The organism is Agromyces sp. LHK192 (assembly GCF_004006235.1).
In the GTDB taxonomy this organism is placed as follows: domain Bacteria; phylum Actinomycetota; class Actinomycetes; order Actinomycetales; family Microbacteriaceae; genus Agromyces.
Genome location: NZ_CP034753.1, coordinates 3,394,997 through 3,419,749 on the forward strand (window position 1 = coordinate 3,394,997; position 24,753 = coordinate 3,419,749).

23 protein-coding genes and 1 riboswitch are annotated in these 24,753 nt (G+C 73.3%); of the genes, 14 read left to right on the forward strand and 9 right to left on the reverse strand.

Annotation, left to right across the window (positions count from 1 at the left end; all coding sequences use genetic code 11):
* Positions 1 to 30 precede the first annotated feature (30 nt).
* From ELQ40_RS15395 to ELQ40_RS15405, 3 genes are all read left to right on the forward strand, one after another.
* Positions 31 to 1,542 carry a dicarboxylate/amino acid:cation symporter gene (locus ELQ40_RS15395; RefSeq protein WP_164863642.1) on the forward strand — a complete coding sequence of 504 codons (1,512 nt, stop codon included), beginning with the start codon at positions 31 to 33 and terminating at the stop codon, positions 1,540 to 1,542.
* A gap of 423 nt (positions 1,543 to 1,965) precedes the next feature.
* On the forward strand, positions 1,966 to 2,511 hold the full coding sequence (locus ELQ40_RS18850; protein WP_164863644.1) for a fibronectin type III domain-containing protein: 546 nt from the start codon (positions 1,966 to 1,968) through the stop codon (positions 2,509 to 2,511).
* A 46-nt stretch (positions 2,512 to 2,557) separates the two neighbouring features.
* The gene (locus ELQ40_RS15405) at positions 2,558 to 4,483 is read left to right on the forward strand and encodes an IPT/TIG domain-containing protein (protein ID WP_127794484.1); all 1,926 of its coding nucleotides are present in this window, start codon (positions 2,558 to 2,560) and stop codon (positions 4,481 to 4,483) included.
* Positions 4,484 to 4,681: 198 nt separating this feature from the next.
* On the opposite strand, the gene ELQ40_RS15410 is transcribed toward ELQ40_RS15405, so the two are convergent.
* From ELQ40_RS15410 to ELQ40_RS15420, 3 genes are all read right to left on the reverse strand, one after another.
* Positions 4,682 to 5,236, reverse strand: a complete 555-nt coding sequence (locus ELQ40_RS15410) for a dihydrofolate reductase family protein (protein ID WP_127794485.1) — start codon at positions 5,234 to 5,236, stop codon at positions 4,682 to 4,684.
* Positions 5,237 to 5,369: 133 nt separating this feature from the next.
* The gene (locus ELQ40_RS15415) at positions 5,370 to 6,125 is read right to left on the reverse strand and encodes a M23 family metallopeptidase (RefSeq protein WP_205649356.1); all 756 of its coding nucleotides are present in this window, start codon (positions 6,123 to 6,125) and stop codon (positions 5,370 to 5,372) included.
* Positions 6,122 to 7,456, reverse strand: coding sequence for a hypothetical protein (locus tag ELQ40_RS15420; RefSeq protein WP_127794486.1), 1,335 nt, complete (start codon positions 7,454 to 7,456; stop codon positions 6,122 to 6,124). Before ELQ40_RS15420 ends, ELQ40_RS15415 begins: the two co-directional genes overlap by 4 nt.
* 397 nt (positions 7,457 to 7,853) lie before the next feature.
* On the opposite strand from ELQ40_RS15420, the gene ELQ40_RS18855 reads away from it, so the two are divergent.
* Both ELQ40_RS18855 and ELQ40_RS15430 read left to right on the forward strand, forming a co-directional pair.
* Entirely contained in the window at positions 7,854 to 9,593 is a 1,740-nt protein-coding gene (locus ELQ40_RS18855; protein ID WP_164863646.1) for an ABC transporter ATP-binding protein, read from the forward strand.
* Positions 9,590 to 11,383 carry an ABC transporter ATP-binding protein gene (locus tag ELQ40_RS15430; protein WP_127794487.1) on the forward strand — a complete coding sequence of 598 codons (1,794 nt, stop codon included), beginning with the start codon at positions 9,590 to 9,592 and terminating at the stop codon, positions 11,381 to 11,383. The genes ELQ40_RS18855 and ELQ40_RS15430 overlap by 4 nt, the downstream gene beginning before the upstream one ends.
* A 78-nt stretch (positions 11,384 to 11,461) precedes the next feature.
* Here the strand turns inward: ELQ40_RS15430 and ELQ40_RS15435 are convergent, their stop codons facing one another.
* From ELQ40_RS15435 to ELQ40_RS15450, 4 genes are all read right to left on the reverse strand, one after another.
* Positions 11,462 to 12,049 (reverse strand): TetR/AcrR family transcriptional regulator, encoded by a 588-nt coding sequence (locus tag ELQ40_RS15435; protein ID WP_164863648.1) that lies wholly within the window; start codon positions 12,047 to 12,049, stop codon positions 11,462 to 11,464.
* Positions 12,050 to 12,217: 168 nt separating this feature from the next.
* Entirely contained in the window at positions 12,218 to 12,958 is a 741-nt protein-coding gene (locus ELQ40_RS15440) for an SDR family oxidoreductase (RefSeq protein WP_127794489.1), read from the reverse strand.
* A 199-nt stretch (positions 12,959 to 13,157) separates the two neighbouring features.
* The gene (locus ELQ40_RS15445; RefSeq protein ID WP_127794490.1) at positions 13,158 to 13,370 is read right to left on the reverse strand and encodes a hypothetical protein; all 213 of its coding nucleotides are present in this window, start codon (positions 13,368 to 13,370) and stop codon (positions 13,158 to 13,160) included.
* Positions 13,371 to 13,372: 2 nt separating this feature from the next.
* On the reverse strand, positions 13,373 to 14,140 hold the full coding sequence (locus ELQ40_RS15450; RefSeq protein ID WP_127794491.1) for a hypothetical protein: 768 nt from the start codon (positions 14,138 to 14,140) through the stop codon (positions 13,373 to 13,375).
* Between the two features lie 141 nt (positions 14,141 to 14,281).
* Between ELQ40_RS15450 and ELQ40_RS15455 the strand changes: the two genes are divergently transcribed.
* The 4 genes from ELQ40_RS15455 to ELQ40_RS15470 all read left to right on the forward strand — a co-directional run bounded on the left by ELQ40_RS15455 (position 14,282) and on the right by ELQ40_RS15470 (position 17,657).
* Entirely contained in the window at positions 14,282 to 15,340 is a 1,059-nt protein-coding gene (locus ELQ40_RS15455; RefSeq protein WP_164863649.1) for a DUF389 domain-containing protein, read from the forward strand.
* A gap of 127 nt (positions 15,341 to 15,467) precedes the next feature.
* On the forward strand, positions 15,468 to 16,283 hold the full coding sequence (gene ppk2 / locus ELQ40_RS15460; protein ID WP_240665821.1) for a polyphosphate kinase 2: 816 nt from the start codon (positions 15,468 to 15,470) through the stop codon (positions 16,281 to 16,283).
* A gap of 4 nt (positions 16,284 to 16,287) precedes the next feature.
* Positions 16,288 to 17,142, forward strand: a complete 855-nt coding sequence (locus ELQ40_RS15465; RefSeq protein WP_127794493.1) for an NAD(P)-dependent oxidoreductase — start codon at positions 16,288 to 16,290, stop codon at positions 17,140 to 17,142.
* 44 nt (positions 17,143 to 17,186) lie between these two features.
* Positions 17,187 to 17,657 carry a nuclear transport factor 2 family protein gene (locus tag ELQ40_RS15470; protein ID WP_127794494.1) on the forward strand — a complete coding sequence of 157 codons (471 nt, stop codon included), beginning with the start codon at positions 17,187 to 17,189 and terminating at the stop codon, positions 17,655 to 17,657.
* Positions 17,658 to 17,676: 19 nt separating this feature from the next.
* Here ELQ40_RS15470 and ELQ40_RS15475 read toward each other — a convergent pair whose 3' ends face one another.
* A complete protein-coding gene (locus ELQ40_RS15475) occupies positions 17,677 to 18,027 on the reverse strand; it encodes a hypothetical protein (RefSeq protein WP_127794495.1) in 351 nt (116 codons plus the stop codon).
* Positions 18,028 to 18,222: 195 nt separating this feature from the next.
* Between ELQ40_RS15475 and glsA the strand changes: the two genes are divergently transcribed.
* From glsA to ELQ40_RS15500, 5 genes are all read left to right on the forward strand, one after another.
* Positions 18,223 to 19,446: a glutaminase A gene (glsA, locus tag ELQ40_RS15480; protein WP_127794496.1), complete on the forward strand. Its 1,224-nt coding sequence runs from the start codon at positions 18,223 to 18,225 to the stop codon at positions 19,444 to 19,446.
* 66 nt (positions 19,447 to 19,512) lie between these two features.
* A riboswitch (TPP riboswitch) is annotated at positions 19,513 to 19,634 on the forward strand.
* Positions 19,625 to 20,524: a hydroxyethylthiazole kinase gene (thiM, locus tag ELQ40_RS15485; protein ID WP_127794497.1), complete on the forward strand. Its 900-nt coding sequence runs from the start codon at positions 19,625 to 19,627 to the stop codon at positions 20,522 to 20,524. It overlaps the preceding riboswitch by 10 nt.
* Complete coding sequence (gene thiE / locus ELQ40_RS19220) at positions 20,521 to 21,186, forward strand: thiamine phosphate synthase (RefSeq protein ID WP_240665822.1); 666 nt, start codon at positions 20,521 to 20,523, stop codon at positions 21,184 to 21,186. Before thiM ends, thiE begins: the two co-directional genes overlap by 4 nt.
* Positions 21,183 to 22,769, forward strand: a complete 1,587-nt coding sequence (locus ELQ40_RS15495) for a bifunctional hydroxymethylpyrimidine kinase/phosphomethylpyrimidine kinase (protein WP_127794498.1) — start codon at positions 21,183 to 21,185, stop codon at positions 22,767 to 22,769. Before thiE ends, ELQ40_RS15495 begins: the two co-directional genes overlap by 4 nt.
* The gene (locus ELQ40_RS15500; protein WP_127794499.1) at positions 22,766 to 24,166 is read left to right on the forward strand and encodes an MFS transporter; all 1,401 of its coding nucleotides are present in this window, start codon (positions 22,766 to 22,768) and stop codon (positions 24,164 to 24,166) included. Before ELQ40_RS15495 ends, ELQ40_RS15500 begins: the two co-directional genes overlap by 4 nt.
* Here ELQ40_RS15500 and ELQ40_RS15505 read toward each other — a convergent pair.
* Positions 24,135 to 24,752 carry a dihydrofolate reductase family protein gene (locus ELQ40_RS15505; RefSeq protein ID WP_127794500.1) on the reverse strand — a complete coding sequence of 206 codons (618 nt, stop codon included), beginning with the start codon at positions 24,750 to 24,752 and terminating at the stop codon, positions 24,135 to 24,137. The two genes, ELQ40_RS15500 and ELQ40_RS15505, sit on opposite strands and share 32 nt — an antisense overlap.
* Position 24,753: the final 1 nt, after the last annotated feature.

Below are 24,753 nucleotides of genomic sequence, written 5' to 3' on the forward strand. Positions count from 1 at the left end.
CGCACACCACGACGCCATCGGATGCCCGCCGTGGCTGAGCTCGACTGGCTCTCGATCGCGGCGCTCGCGACGACCGCCGTGCTGTTCGCCGGACTGGTGCTGCTGCGCCGCATCCGGGCATCCTTCACCGTGCTCACGGTCGTCGCCCTGTTCCTCGGCGTCGACGTCGGTCTCCTCTTCCGCGGGCACGTCGCGTACGTCGACGTCATCGGCACCGTCTACGTGAACGTCATCACGGCGATCGTCGCGCCGCTGATCGTCATCTCGGTGCTGTCGAGCGTCACCTCGCTCGGCAGCGTCGCGAAGCTTCGCTCGATCGGCCTGAGCTCGGTGTTCTGGCTGCTGCTGACCAACTTCATCGCGATCCTGCTCACCCTCGGACTCGCACTCGCCACCGGGGTCGGCACCGGCGCCCAGCTCGACCTGGACGGCACCGACGGCGCCGCACTCGAGAACCTGCAGCGCCCGCTCGACGAGGTCGTCGTCGGGCTGTTCCCCTCGAACGTCGTCGGCGACATCGCGTCGAACAACATCATCGCGATCATCCTCTTCACAGTGCTGGTCGCCGTCTCGTACCTGCTGGTGGCCGACCGCAAGCCCGAGAAGGTCAGGGCGTTCAAGGACGTCGTCGAGGCCACGCGCCGCGTGCTGTTCAAGGCGGTGGGCTTCATCATCGCGCTGACCCCGTTCGCGGTGCTCGCGCTCTCGGCGTCGACGACCTCGGTCGCGATCACCCGCATCGAGACCGCGCTGTCGCTCGTCGGGGTGCTGGTCATCGCCGTCGTCGCGTGCTTCGTCGACGCGTACCTGGTGAACGGGGTGCTCGTGAAGGTGTTCGCCGACCTCAACCCCGTGCGCTTCTTCCGGCTGATCACGCCGCCGCAGTACACCGCGTTCACCACGCAGTCGAGCATCGGCACGCTGCCGCTGACGATCGCGACGCTCACCCGCAAGGTCGGCGTCTCGCCGGAGGTCGCGGGGTTCACCGCGCCGATCGGCACGACGATCGGTATGCCGGGCTGCGCGGGCATCTGGCCGACCCTCGTCGCCGTGTTCAGCATCAACGCGCTCGGCATCGAGTACACGCCGCTCGACTACGTCGTGCTCGTCGCGATGGGCCTGCTCGTGTCGCTCGGCACGGCCGGAGTCCCGGGCACCGCGATCATCACCGCGACGGCCGTGCTCACGGCCGTCGGGCTGCCGGTCGAGGTGCTCGTGCTGCTCATCCCGATCAGCGCGATCGCCGGAACCGCCAGCACGATGGCGAACGTCACCGCCGCCGCGACCAGCGCCGCGATCGTCGCGCGCCGTGCCGACGCGCTCGACGACGAGGTCTTCGCCGGCCGACGGGTCATCACCGACGACGGCGACGCGGATGTCGCACCCGAAGCGGATGACGCATCCGACGCCGTGCACCGGCGCGACCACCACCCGGCGACCGCCCTCGTTCACCACCCCGAACCAGACCGCACCGAGCCACTCCACCCTGAACCCGGCCACCGCCGCGAGCCCGCGCACCGCACCGAAGGAGCACTCCGATGACCGACCGCCGACGACTCCCGCGCCCGCTGGCCGCCGCGCTCGCGCTCGCGATCTCCGTGCCGACGTTCCTGCTCGTGTGGGCGCAGCCCGCCCAGGCTGCGGGCGACGTGTGCGACCTCTGCTCGATCAACTTCGACCTCGGCGCGTGCGACGCGCTCGGCGGCTACCCGTACGACAGCACGCAGGAGGATCCGCCGCCTGCGATCTCCGGCGGCTCCGCGCCCGCTCCGGCGCCCGAGCCGGCACCGGCGCCCGCCCCGGCACCTGCCCGGCGCCCGCACCTGCACCCGCCCCCGCCCCAGCGGCGGCTCGGGCGGAGGCAGCGCATCGGGCACGAGCACGGGTTCCTCGGGTGCTGCCAACGGCTCGGCCGGCGCTTCGGCCGGCACCGCAGCGGATGCCGCAGCACCCGCACCGGCGGCCGTGTCGGCGACCGCCCCGGTGGCGCTGGCCGCCCCGAAGGTCACGGCGAAGGGCTCGACGCTGACCGTCGCCTGGACCGCGGGCGCCGACGGCGGCTCCCCGGTCACCGGGTACAAGCTCGTGCTGAACGGCGGGACGCCGATCCCGGTGGCGGCCACCGCGACCACCCACACCTTCCCCAAGCTCGGCGCAGGCACGTACCGCGTCAGCGTCATCGCCACGAACGCGATCGGCGACTCGACGGCGTCCCCGGCGTCGGCGAAGGTGACGCTCACGGGTGCGACCGCGGCCACGACGCCGTCGGAGACCTCGGTCGACACCACGGCCGCGGCATCCGACGGCGGCGCGCCGAGCTGGCTGGCCGGCACCGGCATCCTGCTCGCCATCGTCGCGATCGGCGCGCTCGCGCTGCTCGGCCAGCGCGTCCTCAAGCGCCGCGCGACACCCGCCGCCGCCGGCGCAACCGCCGAAGCCGCGACGACCTCGGTCCCCGACGCAGCAGCCTCGGCCGAGGCATCCGACGGCGCCCGCTCGTCCGACCGCTGACCAGCCCACCACGCATCCCATCACCGCCCACGAAAGGACCCACCCCGTGCCACACCACCTCGACCGACGCCGATACCGAGCCCTGACCGGGCGGGCGGCGCTCCTCGCCGCGGCCGCGCTCGCCGCATCAGGCCTCGTCGCGTCGCTCGCCGCTCCCGCCCACGCCGAGACGGATGCCGCTCCGGCCGAGCCGGCAGCGATCGACACGCTCGACTACCTCGCGGACACGTACGGCATCGAGGACGCCGTCATCGAGACCGTCACGTTCGAGCGCTTCGAGTTCCTGCTGCAGCAGGAGGGCCGCTTCGCGTTCCTCATCGGCGGGCCCGACGACCCCACCACGGTCGAGACCATCGGCACGATCGACGAGGTCGCGAAGGCCGCAGGGGTCGACGCGGTCTACACCTTCAACCCGAAGCTCGACGGCGACCGCCTCGACATCCGCACCACGGCCAACGCCGACGTCGCCCCACTCTGGACGCGCCTCGTCACCGAGTACCTGTCGAAGGACGTGCAGACGCCGTTCGACGGCACCGACGACCCGTACCTCTTCGTGTACGACAGGTCGCACACCGCCGACGGCGGCGCCGAGGACCGCATCGTCTCGGCGCTCACGGCGCCCGTGGCATCCGGCGCGCTCGCCGACCCGACCGCGCGCGACGCGTACCGAACCTCGGTCGCCGCCGTGCTCGGCTCGGGCGACGACCTCGACGCGATCGACCAGTTCACGTTCTACCGCGACGTCGTCAACGCCAAGCACGCGAGCGCCTACGGCGGGCTGACCGAGTACGGCGGATCGACGATCCTCGACGAGGCCGACGCCGACTGGAGGGTGCAGGGCATCACGTATCCCGAACTCGTCGACCTGTTCGAGAGCGACGGCGACCACGTGCTGCTGCTCGGCGGCACCTGGTGCCACAACACGCGCGCCGTGCTGAAGCACGCCAACGAGGACGCCGTCGCGAACGGCGTCGAGACGGTGTACTTCTTCGACCTGCGACTCGACGGCGCGTCGGGCAACGACCTGCACATCCGCGACACCGGCTCGGAATTCGCCGACTTCTACGGCGACCTCGTCACCGAGTTCCTGCCGCAGCTGAAGACCCAGTACGTGACCAACGGCTCGCCCGGCCAGCGCGTCGACTTCTACCCGGGCGGTGACACGACGCAGCCGCTCGCGACCGCGCAGAAGCTGCAAGTGCCGTTCCTCATCGAGTACGACGGCGACCGCGAGGTCGGCGGCGAGCCCGCCCCCGTCGCCCGCCAGTGGATCCACGACAACGGCGACGGCACGTACCGCGAGTACATGACCGAGTGGTGGTACGTCATCGACCAGCCGGGCCGCTACGCGTCGCGCCCCGACCCGGTCGCCCTCGAGGCGCAGCTCGTGTTCGCCGACGAGGCGATCTCGGCGCTCGACGAGTTCTTCGCCGGGCTGCCCCGCGCCGGCGGCGGCGTCGAGCCGACCGACCCGCCGGTCGACCCGACCGACCCGCCCGTCGACCCCACCGACCCGCCGGTCGACCCGACGACGGTGAAGGGCTCGGTCGCCGTGACCGGGTCGCTCCGTCCCGGCGGAACGATCACCGTCGCCGGCTCCGGCCTCGCGGCCGGTACGCCCGGCTTCGCGGTCGAGCTGCACTCGGAGCCGCAGTCGCTCGGCACTGTCGCGACCGACGCGTCGGGCGCGTTCAGCCTGACCGCGACGATCCCGGCCGGTACGCCCGCGGGCGCACACCGAGTCGTCGTGCTCATCGGCGGCGTCGAGGTCGCGAGCGCTGACGTCACGGTCGCGTCGGCGAGCGCGACGAGCGGTTCGAACGCCTCGAGCACGTCGGCGGGCTCCGGCCTCGCGTCAACCGGCGCCGGCTTCACCGGCCCGCTCCTCGGGGCAGCCGCGGCGCTCGTCGCCGCAGCCGGCATCGCGCTGGCCGTCGTGCGCCTCCGCACCCGGACGCGCAGCGAGTCGTAGCCACGAGCCGCGATCGCGATCGGATGCCCCGGGCCGTGCGCCCGGGGCATCCGTCGTCTGCCGTTCGCGTCGCCGGTTCGTCAGCGTTCCGTGAGGGAGTGTGCCCGGCGCGCGGACGCGCCATTTGCGTCCGCGCGGGGGCAAGATGCGTCCGCACGAGGGCAAGACCCGTCAGCTCGAGAGCGAGGGCGAGACCGCTCAGTGCTCGACGTCGAAGACGAGCTTCACGACGCCGTTCTCGTAGGCCTCGTGCTCGACGAGCTTGAGCGTGCCCTGCTCGTTGCCGTCGAAGAGGCGCTTGCCCTCGCCGAGCGTCACGGGGAACTGCAGCAGGTGATACCGGTCGACCAGACCAGCGGCCGCGAGCCCCTTCGCGAGCGTCGCACTGCCGTGCACGATGATCGGGCCGCCGTCGCCCTGCTTCAGCTCGGCGACCTCGTCGAGGCTGCGCAGCACGGTGGTGCCGGCCCACTCCGGGTCGATGAGCGTCGTCGACACCACGTACTTCGGCATCGCGTTGTACTCGGCGAAGTCCTCGACCATCTTCGGCCAGACCGGCGCGAACTCGTCGTAGCTCTGCCGGCCGATGAGCATCGCCTCGGCCTCGAGCTGCTCGCTGCCCTTGATCGCGTACGCGGCCTCGACGAAGGGGACCTCCTTGAACGTCCAGCCGGCGCGGGGGTGGTCGCCGCCGCCGGGGGAGTCGATGACTCCGTCGAGGGTGATGAACTCGGTGACGATGAGGGTACGCATGGCGGTGGGCCTTCCTGGATCGTGATCGCCGGGCGATCGGTCGTCTCGTCGACGGTGGTTCCGTCTCACTCTGGCGTCGAACGGGCTCGGGCGCGATCGACACCGCTGTGGGATCTCGTTCGACCGGGTCCGGTCACCCCGTGCTCCGGATGCGCTCGCGGCGTCCGGGCACACCCGCGCGTACGGGCATCCACTCGCCGTCGCGTTCGACCTCGTACGCCCGGAACGCGCACGGCAGGCCGCGTGCCGCCATCGGGTCGACCGCGTCCATGAGCTGGAAGTGCAGGTGCGGCGACGTCGAGTTGCCGGTGTGCCCGACCCGGCCGAGCGCGTCGCCGATGCGCACGCGGTCGCCGGTCGCGACGGCGACCGAGCCGGTGGTCAGGTGCACGAGCGCGGCGAACACGGCGCCGCCGCGGCCTGGCGCGAGCGAGGCAGCCGTCGCCCGCAGGATCACGTGGTTGCCGAGGATCTCACCCAACCGGTCGGGCGTGAAGGTGGCCGCGTTGCGCACCATGCGCACGATCTCGCCGACCGGGCGCACCCACTCGCGCTCCGCGACCCCGTCGGATGCCTCGACGACGACCGCGTCGAACGGCGCGTGCACCGGCTGCCCCCAGGCGTAGCAGTCGCGCGCCCGCTCGCCGACGACGACGGCTCGGAACCCGTTCGCCGGCGACACGTGCACACCCGGCCTGCCGTCGACGCGCACGAAGTCGTACGCGTACCGCTGCCCGAGCATGTCGGTGCCGTGGCTCGGCACGCCGTGCGCGGGCGTGGTGACCGCCATCCAGCCCTCGCCGCGGAGCGGGAAGTCGACCACGACGGGCTCGCCGTCGCGCTCACCGGCGCCGCCGGGCGCGATGCCCGGGCGGGAGCCGCGGGTCACCCGCCGAACCCGCCGCCGCCGTCGAAGCCGCCGCCGAACCCGCCGCCGAAGTCCGCCCCGCCGAAGCCGGCGCCGCCGCCGTCCATTCCGGTGCCCGAGTCGTACCCGCCGAACGCGGCGCCGCCCATGGTGTCGCTGCCGAGCACGAGGCCGGCCCCCGCGAGGTAGCCGCCCGCGAGCAGGCGCTGGTCGCCGATGAGCGGCACGCCGAACCTCGAGTCGGCGCGCTTCGCGAGCGCTGCGCCGCCGACCCCGATCGGCTGGCTGAGCGCGGCGCCGACCACCGCGAGGCACGAGACGAACCGCTCGGCCGAGAACTCGCCGGTCGTGCGATACCAGGCTGGTGCGCCACCTCGGGACTCCGCGGCATCCGCCACGGCTCGCATCGTCGCCTCGTCTCCGAACAGCACGGCCCAGGGCAGGAGCTCGGGAGCGGCATCCGACAGCGCGGTCGTGGGCGCGGGATCGGTGGTCGCGTTCGCCCCGGTCTCGGCGACCGCGGCGCGCAGTTCGGCGGACCGCGCGCGCAGCACGAGGCCGGCCGCGTTGAGCGGGATCCAGCGCGGCAGCACCAGACGGAGTCCGATCGCGACCGCGCCGATCACGATGGCGCTCCAGGCGATGGATGCCGCAGCGTCGTCGTCGAGCATCAGCGAGATGAACCCGAACACGACGCCCATGCCGCCGCCGACCGCGATCGCGCGGAACCGGCCGGCCGGGCGCGCCTCGCGGTACCGCTCGGCGGCGAACGCGAAGGCCCGCGCGGTCGCGTCGCGGAGGTCGTCGTTGTCGGCGACGACGCGATCGACGGCGACGGAGGCCCCGACCTGCAGCCTGCCGTGGCCGGTCGGCCGTTCGGCGCGGAGCACGGCAGGGGCGAGCCGGATGTCGAGGTCGTCGTCGGGGAGTTCCATGCGGTCGGGGGCGCCGAGGCGGCCGCTCGCATCGACGCGGGCGAGCAGTCGCACCTCGCGGGCGGCGCGGTCGCGGGCGCTGCGGTCGCGGGCGTGCGCGTTGCGGGCGCCGCCGTGGCTCTGGCTCTGGCCGTCACCAGCGCCGCTGCCCGGCTCGCGCCGATCGTCGATGACCAGCACGCCGTCGAGTGCGAGGCGCACCACCGCGGCCGGCAGCCATCGCGTCGCCGACGAACCCGACGCGAACGCGACCGACGCGAGCCCCGCGACCACCGGATCGGTCGGCGCGAAGAACACCTGCTCGCGCGGCCGTTGCAGCCACGCGGCGATCAACGTTCCGGCGACGATGGCAGCCATGAGCGCGCCGCCCAACGCGAGCAGCGGCAGAACCCCGGTTGCGAGTGCGCTCTCCCCCATGCGGCGGATGCTACCCGCCGCGGATTCCGGCGGCTACCGGGAAATCCACACGGCGCGACCGATTAGCCTCGTTGTGCCGGAACAGTCCCGGCCAACTCCTGGAGGTCGGATGTCGGGCGACTCGGTGCGGGCTGCGCATCAGGGCGGGCGAACCGCTGCGCACCCGGGCGTCGGGCGAACCGCTGGGCACGCCGGCGGCGGGTATCCCGAAAGCACGACGGGAGGCCTCCCGAGCGGGCATCGGGGTGGGCATCCCGGCAGCGGGCATCCGGGTGGCGGGCACCCCGGTGGGCATCCCGGCGGCGGGCATCCGGGTGGGCATCCCGGCGGCGGGCACCCGGGTGGGCATCCCGGCGGCGGGCACCCGGGTTCCCGACGGGCCGAGGTGCACCCGACGGTGCGGGCTGCGACCCCGCGACGGGTCCTGTGGACCTCGGTCGCGATCGCGTGGACGGGCGCCGCGGCGACCGCGCTGCTGTTCGCGCGCGTCGGCGCACTCCTCGACGACGGGCGAGCGGATGCCGGGGCCATCGTGTTGCTCGTCGTGCTCGTGGTCGTCGCCGCGGCCTGCGCCGCCGGCGGACCGGCGTTCTCCGAGCGGGCGGCATCCGAGACCGAGCGGCGGCTCCGGTCGGCGGTCGTGAGCCGCGTCTTCGACCTCGGGGTGACGCGCACGTCCGGGCGCGCGGGCGAGTTGCTGTCGCTCGCGACCGACACCGTCGAGCGCACCGCGAACTACCGGGCCGGATTCCTCGGCCCCATCCTCGGGGCGATGACCACGCCGCTGCTCGTGCTCGCGATCATGGCCGTCACGGTCGACGCGCCCACCGCCGGATGGCTCGCGCTCCTGCTCGTGCTGGTGCCGGTGCTCATCGGCGGGTTCCAGCGGCTCGTGCGCCCCATCGGCGCCGCCAACCGGCGCTCGCAGGCACAGCTCACGGCCGCGTTCCTCGAGGCGATCCAGGCGCTCGACACCCTCGTGTACGCGCGCGCCGCCGATCGCGCGGGAGCCGACCTCGCCCGCCGAGGCGAGGCCCACCGCCGCAAGCTCCTGAAGCTCCTCGCCGGCAACCAACTCCTCATCCTCGTCGTCGACGCGGCCTTCTCGCTCACGGTCGTGGTCGCCGCTGCGGCGATCTCGACGGCCCGCATCGCCGACGGCTCGATGACGCTCGGGCAGGGCGTCGCGATCCTGCTGATGACCACGCTCGTCATCGGCCCGGTCGACCTCGTCGGCCAGTTCTTCTACATCGGCGTCGCGGGCCGGGCGTCCCAGGCGCGCATCGGCGACCACCTCGGCCCGGCCGCGAGCTCGATCCCGTCACGGCCATCTCCCACGCGTGCGACTTCCACCGACGCTTGCGTGGTGGAACCCGCACCGGCGGGTGGAAGTCGCACGCGAGAGAACTCCCGGGCGAGTGGCCTCGAACCCGGCCTCGAACCCGGCCTCGAACCCGGCCTCGAACCCGCCCTCGAACCCGCCCTCGAGCTCGCCGACGTGACGGCGGGCTGGCCGGGCCGCCCGCCCGTGCTCGACGGGCTGTCGCTCCGGGTCGAGCCGGGCGAACGGGTCGCGCTCGTCGGCCCGAGCGGCGTCGGCAAGTCGACCGTGGCCGCGCTCCTGCAGGCCCACCTGACGCCGGCCTCCGGCCGGGTGCTCGTCGACGGACTCGACACGGCCGAGGCATCCGGTTCCGCCGTCCGCGACCGGCTCGCCGTCGTCGAGCAGCGCACCTTCCTGTTCCTCGGTTCGATCGCCGACAACCTGCGGCTCGTCGACCCCGATGCCGACGACCAGCGGCTGTGGGCGGCGCTCGACCTCGCCGGGCTGCGCGCCGAGGTCGAGGCCATGCCCACCGGCCTCGACTCGCCGGTCGGCGAACAGGGACGCCTGCTGTCGGGCGGTCAGGCGCAACGGCTCGCGATCGCGCGGGCGTGGCTGCGCGATGCCCCGATCCTGCTCCTCGACGAACCCACGTCGCAGGTCGACCTCGCCGGCGAAGCCGCGATCCTCGAGGCACTCGACCGGCTCGCCGCCGACCGCACCGTGCTGATGATCGCGCACCGGCCGGGCGCGATCCTCGCGGCCGATCGTGTCATCGACCTCGGCGCCGCGCAGACGGAGGGCCGAGCATGAACGACGCCCCCACCCGGATGCAGCTCACCGCCTGGCTGCTGCGCCACACCCGGCGCCTGCTCGGCCCGCTCGTCGTCTCGGTGCTCGCGCGCATCGCGAACCAACTGCTCGGCGTCGCCCTGCTCGTCGTGTTCGCGACCGCGCTCGGTGCGGCGGCGAGCGGCGGCCCCGTCGAGACGTCCGCCCTCATCGCGTGGCTCGTCGGTCTCGCGCTCGCGAAGGCGGGCCTCCGCTACCTCGAGCACTTCTCCGGCCACTGGGTCGCGTTCACCGCGCTGCAACGGCTGCGCGAGTTGTTCTTCGCCCGGCTCGTGCCGCAGGCGCCTGCGGCGACCGCCGGTCGTGCCGGTGCCGAGCTCACGGCCCGCGCGACCCGCGACATCGACCGTGTCGAGGTGTTCTTCGCCCACACCATGCCGCCCGCGGTCTCGGCGGTCGTCGTGCCCGTCGTCGCCCTGACCTGGCTCGGCTTCGCCGTCGATGCCGTGCTCGCCGCGGTGATCGCCCCGCTGGTCGCCGGCATGCTGCTGGCGCCCCTCGTCTCGGGACGGGCGACGTGGCGGGCGGCGAGCGGTGTCGCCCGCGGGCGCGGCGAGGTCGCGGCCCACGTCGGCGACGACGTGCAGGGCGTGCGCGAGGTCCTCGCGTTCGGCGCCGAGCGGGCGCGCCTGGACGCCCTCGATCACGCCGGGCGAGACCTGACCACGGCCGTCGGCGCGGCCGGGCGGGTGCGGGCAGGGCGCGCCGTCGTCGTCACGCTGCTGCAGCTCGCGACCGTGATCGTGCCGCTCACCGTCGGCCTGGCGACCGACGTTCCCGCGGCGTCCGTCGCGATCGCGCTCGCCGTCGCGGTCGGGCTGTGGGTGCCGGCGCGGGGCATCGAGGGGTTCACGGCGGGGCTGGATGCCTCGTTCGCCGCGGCCGGCCGGGTCCGCGAGATCGTCGAGGGCACGCCGGCGGTGGTCGACCGGGTCGGTGCCGGCAGCGCCGCCACGATCACCGTCACCGACGCGACCAACGCCGCGGCATCGGCAGCCGCCCCGCACCCTTCGCCTGCACCCGCGCCGTCCGCCTCGATCCACCTCCACGACGTCGTCGCGCGCTACCCGGGCGCAGACCGCCCCGCCCTCGACGGCGTCACCGCCCGCTTCGAACCGGGCGCGTGGAGCGTCGTCGTCGGCGTCTCGGGCAGCGGCAAGTCGACCCTCGCGACGCTGCTCGTGCGCGGCTACGACCCCGAACGGGGCGCAATCCGCCTCGGCGGTGCCGACCTGCGCGAGCTCGGCCTCGACGACCTGCGCCGTCGGGTCGCGCTCGTGTCGCAGCATCCGGTCGCGGTGTCGGGCACGATCGCCGACAACCTGCGGCTCGCCGCGCCCGACGCGACCGACGAAGCCCTGCGTGAAGCAGTCGACCTCGTCGGGCTCGCCGACTGGATCGCCTCGCTCCCCCAGGGCTTCGAGACGCCGGTGCGCGAGCGCGGTCGCTCGGTCTCGGGCGGGCAATTGCAGCGCCTCGCGCTCGCCCGGGCCCTCGTCGCAGACCCCGAGGTGCTCGTGCTCGACGAAGGGCTGAGCCAGCTCGACGCGACGACCGCAGCACTCGTGCGCGACCGCCTCGTGGCGCGCCGCCTGGGCCTGACCGTGGTCGAGATCACCCACCGCGCCGACCTGGTGCCCGACGACGCGGCCGTCGTCGTGCTCGACGGCGGCCGCGTGATCGAGCAGGGACCTGCGGGAATCCTCCGCGCCTCAGGCGGAGCGTTCGCGCGCGTCGAAGCGCGGAACTGACGGCGCTGCACTCCCGGCCGGTCCCCCGCCAGCGTCCACCACCAAGCCACTGAGGCCCATCCGCTCAGACCCAGTCGCTCAGGCCCGCGGCCACCAACCCGGCAGCAGGCTGCCGACCTCCTCGGCGGCGGTCGCGGCATCCGTCTCGTCGCTCGACGACCAGGTCTCGATGATGCCGACCAGCGCGCCGGCGATGAACGCGGCGGCGCGATCCATGGCGTCGTCGGTGCGGGGCGCGCCCGGTACGTCCTGATCGCGCCATACCTCGAGCGCGAGCCGAGCGCGCTCGCGGAGCCGCTCCTCGAGGGCGATGCGGAACACGCCGCGCGTCGATGAACCGAGCAGCGTGCGGTATCCGGCTCGCTCGTCGGCGACCAGGGTCAGGATGTCGCGCATCGAGTCCACGTACCGCCGCGACACGTCGACGGGGCGTTCGGCCCGCGGGTCGACGTCGACCTCGGCGATCCGGTCGATGCTCTGGCTGAATTCTTGCAACGCGAACTCGGCGACGCTGTCGAAGTGCCCGTAGAACGTCGTGCGATGCACCGCCGCCTCGCGGCACAGCTCGGCGACGGTGACCTCGTCGAGCGTCTTGCGCTCGAGCAGGCGCGTGAGGGCCTCGGCGAGCAGCTCACGCGTCCGGATCTGTCGGGGATCGAGGCGCACGCGCAACACCTTAGACCCGGTCGCGTCGTGCAGCGGCAGCCGATCGCGCGTCGCCCCACTGCATGGAACCCTCATGGGCGGAAGCCCCATGCGTGGAGCCCGGACGCGATGAGCGGATGCCCCGGCCGGGGCATCCGCTCATCGATCCGTTCACCGAACCGTGGGGGTTCAGGACTCGTAGTGCGCGAGGCCGGCGGTCTCGCCGCCGTCGGCGACGAACTCGGCGCCGGTCGAGAAGCTCGACTCGTCGCTCGCGAGGAAGAGGATGAGGTTCGACAGCTCGATCGCCTCGCCCTGCCGGTGCAGTGCGACGTGGTTCTGCGCCGCGTCGAGGCCCTCGGTCATGGGGGTGCGGATCGAGCCCGGGTGCACCGAGTTCACGCGGATGTTGTAGCGGCCGAGGTCGAGGGCTGCGTTCTTGGTGAGCCCGCGCACGCCGAACTTCGCGGCGTTGTAGCCGGGCAGCGCCTCGTAGCCCTGCAGGCCCGCGGTCGACGAGATGTTGATGATCGAGCCCTTGCCCGAGGCCTTGAGCGCGGGGATCGCGGCCTTGATGCCGTAGAAGACGCCCGTGAGGTTGATCAGGATGATCTTGTCCCACGCCTCGAGCGTGTACTCCTCGATCGAGCCGAAGTTCGCGATGCCGGCGTTGTTCACGACGACGTCGAGGCCGCCGAACTCGTCGACCGCGACCTTGACCGCCTGCTCCCACTGCGCGTAGTCGGTCACGTCGAGGTGGACGTATCGCGCGTTCTCGCCGAGCTCGGCGGCGAGCGCCTCGCCGTCGGCGTCGAGCAGGTCGCCGATGACGACCTTCGCGCCCTCCTCCACGAGCAGCCGGGCGTGGGATGCCCCCATGCCGCGGGCTCCGCCCGAGATGAGTGCGACCTTGCCGTTGACGCGTGCCATGTGTTGCCGTTCCTTCCGTCGATCGCCCGGCGCCCGATCGGGAGGGCGCGGGCAGAGGTCGGCATCGAAGGCGGCGCATGGCCGTGCAGGGGTGTCGACCCCGTTGTCTGGTTTGCGCAACTATTCTACACCTGTCGATTAGTGTGCAGGCCAGTCAACCCGTGAACCGACACCTTCCACGCCGCAGCGACCGGCGGCCTCAGTCGCGGGGTGTGCGGAATCCGCCGCCAGTGTCGAGGTCGTCGCCCGCCTCGAGATCAGGTCCGTCGCTCTCGGTGATGTTCGCGCCCTCCCAGAACGGGTCGACGCCCAGCTCGCGGTCATGCTCCGCCTTCAGGCGGGCCTGTTCCTCCGCGGAGTCGGCGAACTCGCGGTCGTCGGGCAGGTCCTGGTCACCGGTGCGGTCGCTCATGTTCAGCCTCTCCGATCGTCGGATGTGTCGGTGCGCGGCTCGAGGAGCGAGCCGGCCGGCACGGCGAAGCCGCGCTCCGCGCCTCCGCCTCGCGCCAACTGCCGCGCTTCGTTCGCCAGGTCGGCGACGCGTTGCGCCAGGGCGAGGATGCGCGCTCGATGGTCGGCGCCGTCGGTCGAGACCAGCAGGGCCGAGCGTTCCCCGTCGCCGGAAACCGAGTGGGTGAGACGCATCCGCAGGTGCTCGGACTCGGCGAGGCGCACGACAGCCTCGGCACCGCCTCGCCACCCTCCGGCGCCGACCGCGTCGCGGGCAGCATCCAATCGACGATCGGCGACCGCGATCACCCGGCGAACGTCGCGGCGGGCGGGTTCGACGCCGACGCGCGGGAGGCCGCCGACCGGATCCGCGGCGTGCGGGACAGCGCGGTCGGCGTCCGTCGATGCGCCGCCGTCGAGGACCTCGTCGACCCAGGCGCACATCCGGACGATGCGCACGGCCCGCGCGCGGACGAGCTCGGACTCCCCCGGCACCGCGGCACGGTTGAGCCGGTACAGCCGGAACGCGTCGTTCAGGCACCCCCGCGCCGCATCGAGCCGGTGGCGCAGCAGCTCGGTCGCGTCGGCACCGAGGGCCGCCTCGACGAAGCCGAGCTCCTCCTCGGCCAGGCCGATCCGCTCGTCGGCGGCGAGCAGCGCCGATGCGGCCCGCCTCGCCGTCTCGGCGCCGCGGACCTCGACCTCAGCCGCACCCCGTCTGCGTCTGGCCATGAACCCGGCCATGCTCCATGGTACGTCGCCCGCACCCGTTGGGAACCGGACGCGACGGTGACCGCGATGCGGCCGAGCGAGGGCCGCTCCGCCACGCCCCACCTCCGCGCCGGGGCGCGACCTCGGCGCTACGCTCTGGCCATGTCGGATGTCCCGCCGCCGCAGCGGCCCTCATCGCCCAGCCCGGCCGCGCCCGAGGACCCCACTCCGCCGCCGTCCGACGCACTCAACACGATCGCGCACATGCGCGACGCCGTGCTCTTCGACGGCCCGCACCGCACCCGACGCATCTCCCGATTCTGGATGCTGCTGATCCTGTCCGCCGTGATCGCATCCGCCGGCGTCGTCGCCGACTCGACCGCGACCGTCATCGGCGCCATGATCGTCGCGCCCATGATGATCCCGATCCAGGGCACGATGCTCTCGACCGTGCTCGGCGACCGCGGCAACCTGACCCGCTCGTTCCTGATGATGGTGGCGGGTGCCGCCGCCGCGATCGCGGTCGGCTACCTCGTCGCCATGCTGGTCTCGAATCCGATGACCGCCGAGACCAACTCGCAGATCGCCGGGCGCGTCTCACCCAAGCTCATCGACCTGCTCGCCGCGCTCGCGACCGGCGTCGTCGGCTCGATCGCGCTCGTGCGCAAGGACATCTCCGACACGCTCCCGGGCGTCGCCATCGCGATCTCGCTCGTGCCGCCGCTCACCGTCGTCGGCATCGCCGCGGAGTCGGGCGCGGTCGACCAGTCGCTCGGCGCCCTGCTGCTGTTCCTCACGAACGTGGCCGCCATCCTCGGCACCGGCATCGTCGTGATGGCGCTGTTCGGCGTGCAGCGGTGGGGCATCGACCGGGCGAAGGCCCCCGTCGTCGGCCAGATGAGCCGGCGCAGTTCGTACCTCGCGATCTTCGCGATGCTCGTCATCGTCGCGATCCCGCTGACGTTCACGAGCGTGCGCACGAGCGGCGAGGCGGTCCTCGAAGACAGGGTCGGCGACCTCGCCCGGCAGTGGGCCGACGACGTCGACTGGGACCTCGTGTCGGTCACGGCGACCGACGACGGGGTCCTCGTGCGGGTCACCGGACCCGAACCCGTGCCCGACCCGTACGCCCTCGTCGAGGCGATCACCGACGCGGGCATCGACCCCGCCGATGTCGAGGTCGACTTCATCCCGTCGTACCGGGTGAACCTCGGCGAGTAGCCCCGCACCCACGCACCTTTTCAGGATCAGCGCGGTCATGGCCGCGTATTGCACTCATGACCGATCTGGTCCTGAATTGGTGAACAGCACGACGGCGACGAACCGACGGCGACGACGAGGAGGCCGCATGGCGAAACGGATGCCCAAGGCGCTCTACGAGCGCGAACTGCTCGCACTGCAGGCGAAGCTCGTCGACATGCAGGCGTGGGTGCAGCAGTCGGGCGCGAGGGTGGTGGTCATCTTCGAGGGCCGGGATGCCGCGGGCAAGGGCTCCACGATCAAGCGCGTCTCCGAGTACCTGAACCCCCGGGTCACGCGCATCGTCGCCCTGCCGACGCCGAGCGCGCGCGACAAGACTCGCTGGTACTTCCAGCGCTACGTTCCGCACCTGCCCGCCGGCGGCGAGATCGTGCTGATGGACCGCTCCTGGTACAACCGGGCCGGCGTCGAGCGCGTGATGGGCTACTGCACGAACGAGGAGTACCACCGGTTCCTGCACCAGGCGCCGACGTTCGAACGCATGCTCGTCGAGGACGGCATCATCCTGCTGAAGTACTGGTTCAGCGTCTCCGACGTCGTGCAGGAGGAGCGGTTCCGCTCCCGCCTCGAGGACCCGATGCGCCGGTGGAAGCTGAGCCCGAACGACGTGCTCTCGATCACGAAGTGGGAGGACTACTCGCGCGCCAAGGACATCATGTTCGAGTACACCGACATCGCCGAGGCGCCCTGGTTCGAGGTCGAGAGCGACGACAAGCGCCGGTCGCGGATCAACATGATCGCGCACCTGCTGTCGAAGATCCCGTACGAGCCGGTCGATCGCGACGAGATCGTGATCCCGCCGCGCCCGGCGTCGGGCAGCTACGAGCGCCCGCCGCGCAACTGGGCGAACGCGGTGCCTGACCACGCGGGCGACCTGATCGCGCAGGCGGACGCGAAGGATTGAGCGGATGCCGCGCCCGCCGGACCAGCCCGACGTCGTCGCCGTCACCGGTGCGTCGGGACGGATCGGCCGCGAGATCGTGCGCCTGCTCGACCGGCCCGGGCGCACCCTCCGGCTGATCGACACCGACCTGCCCGCGAGCACGGCCGACGGGCCGTGGGGCGACCTCTCGGATCGCGTCGAGCTGCATCGGGCCTCGATCGAGGATGCCCCGGCGATCCGCGCCGCGCTCGCCGGGGCATCCGGCGTCGTGCACTTGGCCGCCCTGTCGTCGGAACGGCCGTGGGCCGACATCCTGCGCGTGAACATCGATGGCACGCAGAAGGTGCTCGAGGCGGCGCGCCTCGGCGGAGCCCGGAACGTGCTGCTCGCGAGCAGCATCCACGCCGTCGGCTTCGTCGACGCGGCGAGCGCGGCGACGACCGAGGTGCTCGTCGCACGTCCGGACACCTACTACGGCGTCAGCAAGGCCGCGCTCGAGGCGCTCGGCAGCGTCTACGCCGACCGGTACGGCCTCGGTGTCGTGTCGGCTCGCATCTGCCAGTTCGGCGCAGAGCCCGCGACCGGACGTGCGCTCGCGCGCTGGCTGTCGCCGGGCGACCTGGCCCGGCTCATCGAGGCGACCCTGCGGCTCGACGACGGAGCGCACCACATCGTGTGGGGCGTGTCGGCGAACGCGCCCGACGCCTTCGACCTCAGCGCCGGGCGGGCGATCGGGTACGAGCCGCAGGACGACGCGTTCGCGGTCGCCTTCGCGCGCGACGGCGCCGCATCGCCCCTCGCGCCGACATCGGCTCCGCTCGACGACCCGATCGGCGGCGAGTTCACCGACGACGAGCATCCGCTCGGATCGACGTTCTGACGCGGCAACCGCGACCCGCGTCGCCGACTGCTACGTTGTGCGGCATGACCGCACGGGTGCAGCAGCTGATCGAGTCGATGTTCGCCGGCGTGGAGGCACGCGACCTCGCCGCCGCGGCCGCGACGATGCACGAGGACGTCGTCTTCTGGGACCCGCACTACCCGTACCCCGAGATGGTGGGCATCGTCGCCGTGCGAGAGGGACTCGAGTGGGGGCTCTCGCAGATGACGAGCATGCGGTTCGACATCGAGCGCTGGTTCTTCACCGAAGACGGGCTGTCGGCGGTCGTCGAGACCTCGACGCACCACGTGCTGAAGGCGGGCGCACGGCGTCTGGACTTCCCGCAGGTGTTCGTGATCGACACCGATGGCGAACACATCACGAAGCTGCGCGCGTACGAGCCGTACGGACCGCACGGCACGACCGGGTTCGGGCTCGCGATCGTGCACGCCGTGTACCGGTGGACGCATCGCAAGCCGTCGGCGCCGTCGACGGTGCCGGTCACCGCCGACTGATCCGGCGGCCGCGACCTCCTCAGGCCTTCTGGCGACGCGCGACCAGGACCGTGGCGACGGCGAGCCCGCCGGCCAGCACCGCGAACCCACCAAGCGCCAGCCCCTCGACGGGCAGGCCGAGAACCGTGTCCGGAACCGCCGAAGGCGCAGCCGCCGGCGTGGCCTCCGGCGCGGATTCCGCTGTGGACGCCGCCGCGACCTCCTCCGGCAGTCGCGCCGCCTCCGCGGCGAGCGCGCCGGCACGCTCGATCGCGAACGGCACCGGCGGGACGGGGTCCGCGGGCTGTGCGGCACCGGCCATCGGCGAGACGACGCAGGCGACGATGACCGCGGCGAACGCGGCGGACACGCCGATGATCCGACGGTTCATGATGCCTCGCAGGGGGTTGCGCGGTGGTGCGTGGGGGCGGGCCTCACGGCCCGGAAGCGGGCGGAGCAGCCGGTCGGGGTGCACCGGCGCCTCCACGCTACTGCGCTGCGCCGCCCCGGCGCGCGTCACGGGACACCCCCGTTCACGGGGCAACCGAGACTGGCCGACACCTGTCCGCACGACGAGACTGGGCGCATGCCGCTCGACCTCGACATCGCCGTGCAGGCCATCCTCGACCGCGTGCTCGATCGCGCCCGGCCGGTCGGGGGCGGCGAACTCGCCGACTACATCCCCGAGCTGGCCGCGGTCGACCCCGACCGACTGGGCATCGCGATCGCGAGCGTGCGCGGCGACGTGCACGTAGCCGGCGACGCCGACACGGCGTTCACGATCCAGTCGGTGTCGAAGCCGTTCGTGTTCGCGCTCGCGGTCGACGCACTCGGGCTCGAGGCGGTGCTCGAACACGTCGGACTCGAGCCGAGCGGCGAGCCGTTCAACGCCATCAGCCTCGACGAGGCGACCGGGCGCCCGCTCAACCCGATGATCAACGCGGGTGCCATCGTCACCTCCTCGCTCATCCTAGGCGGCACGGCCGAGGCGAAGGCGGCCCACATCGTCGACGGCCTCGGGCGGTTCGCCGCCCGCGACCTCGTCGTCGACGAGGAGGTGTTCTCGTCGGAGGCCGGCACCGCCGACCGCAACCTCGCGCTCGCGCACCTCGCACGGGCGACGGGCGCGCTCACCTCGAGCGTCGAGGTCGCGACGACCGCGTACTTCCGCCAGTGCTCGGTCGCCGTCACCGCCAGGGACCTCTCGATCATGGCGGCGACCCTCGCCGCGGGCGGCGTCAATCCGCTCACGGGCGACCGCGTGATCAGCGCCGATGCGGCCAGGTGGACGACCTCCGTCATGACGAGCTGCGGCATGTACGACGAGTCCGGAACGTGGCTCGTCCGGGTCGGGCTGCCCAGCAAGAGCGGCGTGGGCGGCGGCATCGTCGCCGTGCAGCCGGGCCAGTTCGGGATCGGCACGTTCAGCCCCCGCCTCGACGCGCGCGGCAACAGCGTGCGGGGCGTGGCGATCCTCGAGGCGCTCTCGGCACGGTTCGGTCTGCATGTACTCTCGCAGGGGCCGGAGATGCGGTCGCCGATCGCCGCCGTCAGCGAAGACGGCGACCACCGGATCGCGCACCTGCGCGGCGAGCTCCACTTCGCCCAGGTCGAGGAGCTCGCGACCCGGTTGCGGCCCCTCCTCGGCGGCGACGGATGCCTCGTGCTCGACCTCGAGGGAGTGACCCGCGTCGGCGGCGCCGTGCGCGAGGTGCTCCGCGAACTGCCGTCCATCGTCGGCCCGAGGCCCGACGGCGGACCCGCCATCGCACTGCGGGATCCCGACGGCGTACTGGACCCCGAGCGCTGACGGAGGACGTCCGCGACCACGACGGTCATGCTCGGCACGCGGCATCCGCGTGGGTCTATGCTCGGTCGGAGTGACACGGGGTGCCGCCCCGCTCCGCGCGATCGTCGTGCGGGGCATCCGCGGCTGAGATCACACCCGTCGAACCTGATCTAGTTCGGACTAGCGAAGGGATGTCGCCATGCGCGATCGCCTGTTCATCGACCCTGCCCGCCGATCGACCGAGGTGACGGAGACCGCGATCGCGGTGCTCCACCGTCTCAGATCGACGGGCCCGCTCATCCACTGCATCACCAACACGGTGGTGAAGAACTTCTCCGCGAACGCGCTGCTCGCCGTCGGCGCGTCGCCGGCGATGGTCGACATCCCCGAGGAGGCGGGCATGTTCGCGGGCATCGCCGGCGGCCTGCTCGTGAACCTCGGCACGCCGCAGGCCGAGCAGCGCGACGCCGCCCGCGAGGCCGTCGCCGCGGCCAGCGCCGCGGGCACGCCGTGGGTCCTCGACCCGGTCGCGATCGGCGTGCTGCCGGTGCGGACCGCGCTCGCGCACGAGTTGCTGGCGTCGCGGCCGACCGCGATCCGCGGCAACGCGTCGGAGATCCTCGCGCTGGCGGGTTCCGGCGGTGGCGGCCGGGGCGTCGATGCCGCCGACACGACGGATGCCGCGGCCGACGCGGCCCGCCGGCTCGCGCTCGACTCGGGCGCCATCGTCGCGGTGTCGGGCCCGGTCGACCTCATCACCGACGGCGTGCAGACCGCGCGGGTCGCCAACGGCGACGCGCTGCTCACGCGCGTGACGGGCGGCGGATGCTCGCTCGGCGCGGTCACGGCGGCGTTCCTCGCCGCTGCGCGCGGCACGGAGGTCTCGGCGTTCGAGGCCGTCGTCGCGGCGAACCTCGTCTACACCGTCGCTGCTGAGCTCGCGGCGACGCCCGGCGCCGACGGCGCGCCGGTCGGCCCGGGCACCTTCGCCGTGGGGTTCCTCGACGCGCTCGCCGTCGTCGACTCGGCCGATCTGCACGACCGCGCGCACCTGACCCTGACCGGCGCCGCGACGCCGGCCGAGGAGGTGCTCGCGTGACCGGCGTGCGAACGGCCCTCGACCTCTCCCTCTACCTGGTGACCGACCCGGTGCTGTGCGGCGAACGCGGCGTGGCGGCCGTGGTCGCCGACGCGGTCGCGGGCGGGGTGCGCATCGTGCAGCTTCGCGACAAGCGCGCGACCGACGCCGAGATCGTGGAGCAGCTCGGCGAGCTCGCCGACGCGATCGACGGGCGCGCCGTGCTCGTCGTCAACGACCGGCTCGACGCCGCGATCGCGGCGCGGGCCCGCGGCATCCGCGTCGACGGCGTGCACCTCGGACAGGCCGACCCCGCCGTGGAACGCGCCCGGGCGGCACTCGGCGCCGACGCGATCGTCGGCCTGACCGCGAACCAGCCCGAGCACCTCGCCGCGCTGGCGCGCGTGCCCGCGGGCACGGTCGACTACCTCGGCGTCGGCGTCATCCGCCCCACCCCGACCAAGCCCGACCACCCGCCGGTGCTGGGCGTCGACGGGTTCGCCCGGTTCGCCGCCGCGACCGACCTGCCGTGCGTCGCGATCGGCGGAGTCGGGCAGTCGGATGCTCCCGCACTCCGCGCGGCCGGGGCCGCGGGCCTTGCGGTCGTCTCCGCGATCTGCGCCGCAGAGGATCCGGCCGAGGCCGCGAGATCGTTCGCCTCGGCGTGGGAGGCGGCGCGATGAGCCGGCCGATCCCCCGCGTCCTCAGCATCGCCGGCAGCGACCCGTCGGGCGGCGCCGGCATCCAGGCCGACCTCAAGTCGATCGCCGCGGTCGGCGGCTACGGCATGGCCGCGATCACCGCGCTCACCGCGCAGAACACGCAGGGCGTGCGCGACGTGCACGTGCCGCCGGTCGCGTTCCTCGCCGAGCAGTTGGCCGCGGTCTCCGACGACATCGCGATCGACGCCGTGAAGATCGGCATGCTCGCGAACGCCGACGTGATCCGCACGGTCGGCGCGTGGCTGCGCCGGAGCCGTCCGCCCATCGTGGTGCTCGACCCCGTGATGGTGTCGACCAGCGGGCATCGCCTGCTCGACGCCGACGCCGAACAGGCACTGCGCGAACTGCTGCCGCTGGCCGACCTGATCACGCCGAACGTGCCCGAGCTCGCGGTGCTGGCGCGCACGGCGCCGGCGGGCGACTGGGCCGGCGTCATCGCGCAGGCCGAGGCCGTGTCGGCGAGCTTCGGCGTGCGGGTGCTCGCGAAGGGCGGACACGTCGGCGGCGCCGACGCACCCGATGCGCTGGTCGATGCGGCATCCGCGTCGATCGTCGAGTTCCCCGGCACCCGAATCGCGACGTCGGCGACGCACGGCACCGGATGCTCGCTGTCGTCGGCGATCGCGACGCTCCGGGTCGCGCTCGGCGCATGGGAGCCCGCCATCGACGAGGCCCGGCGCTGGCTGCGCGAGTCGCTGCGCCACGGCGAGTCGCTCGCCGTCGGGGCCGGTCACGGACCCGTGCACCACTTCGCGGGGCTCTGGTCGCGCGGCGGCCTCGACACCGCGCCGACCCCCGCCGAGGTGGAGGCCGACTGGTGGGCCGGCATCGCCGACGTGCGCGCCGGCATCGACGACCTGCCGTTCATCCGGCAGCTCGCCGACGGCACGCTCGAGCGCGAACCCTTCCTGCGCTACATCGCGCAGGACGCCCTCTACCTGCGCGACTATGCGCGCGTGCTCGCGCAGGCGGCCCGCCTCGCACCCGACTCGGCGGCCCAGGGATTCTGGGCGAACTCGGCGCACGGCTGCATCGTCGGCGAGCTCGAACTCCACGAGACCCGGCTCGGCGGAGCGGATGCCGCGGCGACCGCACGACCGGACGCCACGACCACCGCCTACCTCGACCACCTGCTGGCGTCGGCCGCCAGGGCCGAGTACCCGGTGCTGATCGCCGCCGCCCTGCCGTGCTTCTGGCTCTACACCGACCTCGGCGAGCGCCTCGCCGCGGGCGACTTCGGCGACCTCGCCCGGGATGCGGAGCACCCGTACGCCTCCTGGCTCGCGACCTACGGTGACCCCGGCTTCTCGGCGGCGACCCGGCATGCGATCGAATTCGTGACGGATGCCGCCGCGCACGCGACGCCCGAGCTGCGCGAGCGCATGCGCGACGCGTTCCGCCGGTCGTCGGAGCACGAGCTCGCGTTCTTCGCGGCGCCGATGGGGACTCGAGACGGCGCAGACCGTCGCTCCGCGCCCTCCTCGACCGCCGAGCCGTCGGATGCCTCGGGCGACGGCTCGACCGTCGAGGCGGTGCGGGCATGAGCGCGGCGATCGTCGCAACCGGCCCGACCGGGTCCCCCGGCGCATCGCCGGGCACGCGGGGTCGCGCGCGCAAGGCGCTGCTCGCGGCATCCTTCGGCACGCTCCTCGAGTGGTACGACTTCTTCCTCTACGGAACGGCCGCCGCCCTCGTGTTCCCGGTGCTGTTCTTCCCGGGCAGCGACCCGACGCTCGCGGCGATCCTGTCGTTCGCGACGTTCGCGACCGGGTTCATCGCCCGCCCGATCGGCGGCATCGCGTGGGCCTGGCTCGGCGACCGCATCGGCCGTCGGCCGACGCTCGTCGCGACCGTCGCCCTGATGGGCGCCGCGACCGTCGGCATCGGCCTGCTGCCGACCTACGCGCAGGTCGGCGCGCTCGCACCCGTGCTGCTCGTCGCGCTGCGCATGCTGCAGGGCGCGGCGACCGGCGGCGAGTGGGGCGGGGCGGCGCTGCTCGCGGTGGAGGGCTCGGGCGATCACGGCACCCGGGGGCGCAACGGCTTCCGCGGGTCGTTCATCCAGAGCGCGCTCTACCTGGGGCTCGTGCTCGGCAACCTCGCGTTCGTGATCGTCGTCGCGCTCGTCGACGAGGAGGCGCTCTTCGCATGGGGCTGGCGGGTGCCGTTCCTGGCCAGCATCGTGCTGCTCGCCATCGGCGTGCTGCTGCGCCGCGGCGTCGACGAGACGGCCGACTTCACGACGGCCCGTGCTCGCGACCGGCTGTCGCGGCGGCCCCTGCTCGACGCGTTCCGGCAGCCGCGCGGCGTCGTCGCCGTGTTCCTCATGCGCACCGGCCAGAACGCCGTGTTCTACGTCATCTCGGTGTTCTGCCTGAGCTACGCGACGACCACCCTCGGGCTCGAGCGGTGGGTGACCCTGACCGCGCTGCTCTGCGGCGCCGGACTCGCGGCCCTGCTGTGCCCGCTGTGGGGTCGCCTCGGCGACCGGGTCGGGGCGGTGCCCGTCGTCATCGGCGGACTCGCCGGCCTCGGCGTGCTCACCGTGCCGCTGTTCCTCGCGCTCGACACGGCGTCTGCGGCGCTCATCATCGGGTCGGTGACGCTCATCCTCGGCACGATGAACGCCGCGACCGACAGCGTGCAGCCGGTGCTCTACGCGTCGCTGTTCCCGACGGAGGTGCGCTACTCGGGCATCACGCTCGGCCGCGAGGCGGCTGCGGTCGTCGGCGGGGGGCTCGCGCCCATGCTCGCCACCGCCCTGGTCGCGCTGGCCGGGCACTGGTGGCCCGTCGCGCTCATGATGGTGGTCGGCGCCGCCGTCGGCATCGCCGGCGCACTGGTCGCGCGGTCGGCGGCCGGCGCCGTCGGGGCGCTGCCCGATGCGACGCCGGCCGCCGTCGGCGGCCTCAGTCGGCCGAGCGATCGCGACGGTACGTGAGGAAGACCGCGCCCTCCTCGCCGTGGACCTCGCGCTCGAGCTTCCAGGTCGCGGCGGGCAGCCCGTCTTCGAACAGCCGCGGGCCGCTGCCGACGATCACCGGGAAGATCCCCAGGCTGAGCACGTCGACGGCATCGGCCTCGAGCAATTCGCGGATGACGCTCGCACTCGAGAAGACGACGATGTCGCCGCCCTCGCGCTGCCGGAGCTCGCCGACGACCTCGGCCGCCGGCCGGTTCACGATCTCGGCGTTCGGCCACGGCGACTCGGTGAGCGTCCTCGACAGCACGACGGCCTCCGCGTCGCGCATCCAGGCGGCGTAGGCCCGGTCGCGCGGTTCGGCGTCGGCCTGGTCGGCGACCGGGGGCCAATAGCCGAAGAAGCCCTCGGCGTTGACCCGGCCGAGCAGCTGGGTCGTCGCGGAGCTCCACAGGTCGGTCAGGTGGTCGCGGGCCGCGTCGGTGACCGCGTACGGCACGATCCAGCTCATGTCGTGCGGCCCGGCGGGGCCGTGGTACCGGCCGTCGATCGACAGGCTCATGTTGACGACGACGTCGCGCGTGGTGGTGGTCTCGGTGGTGTTCATC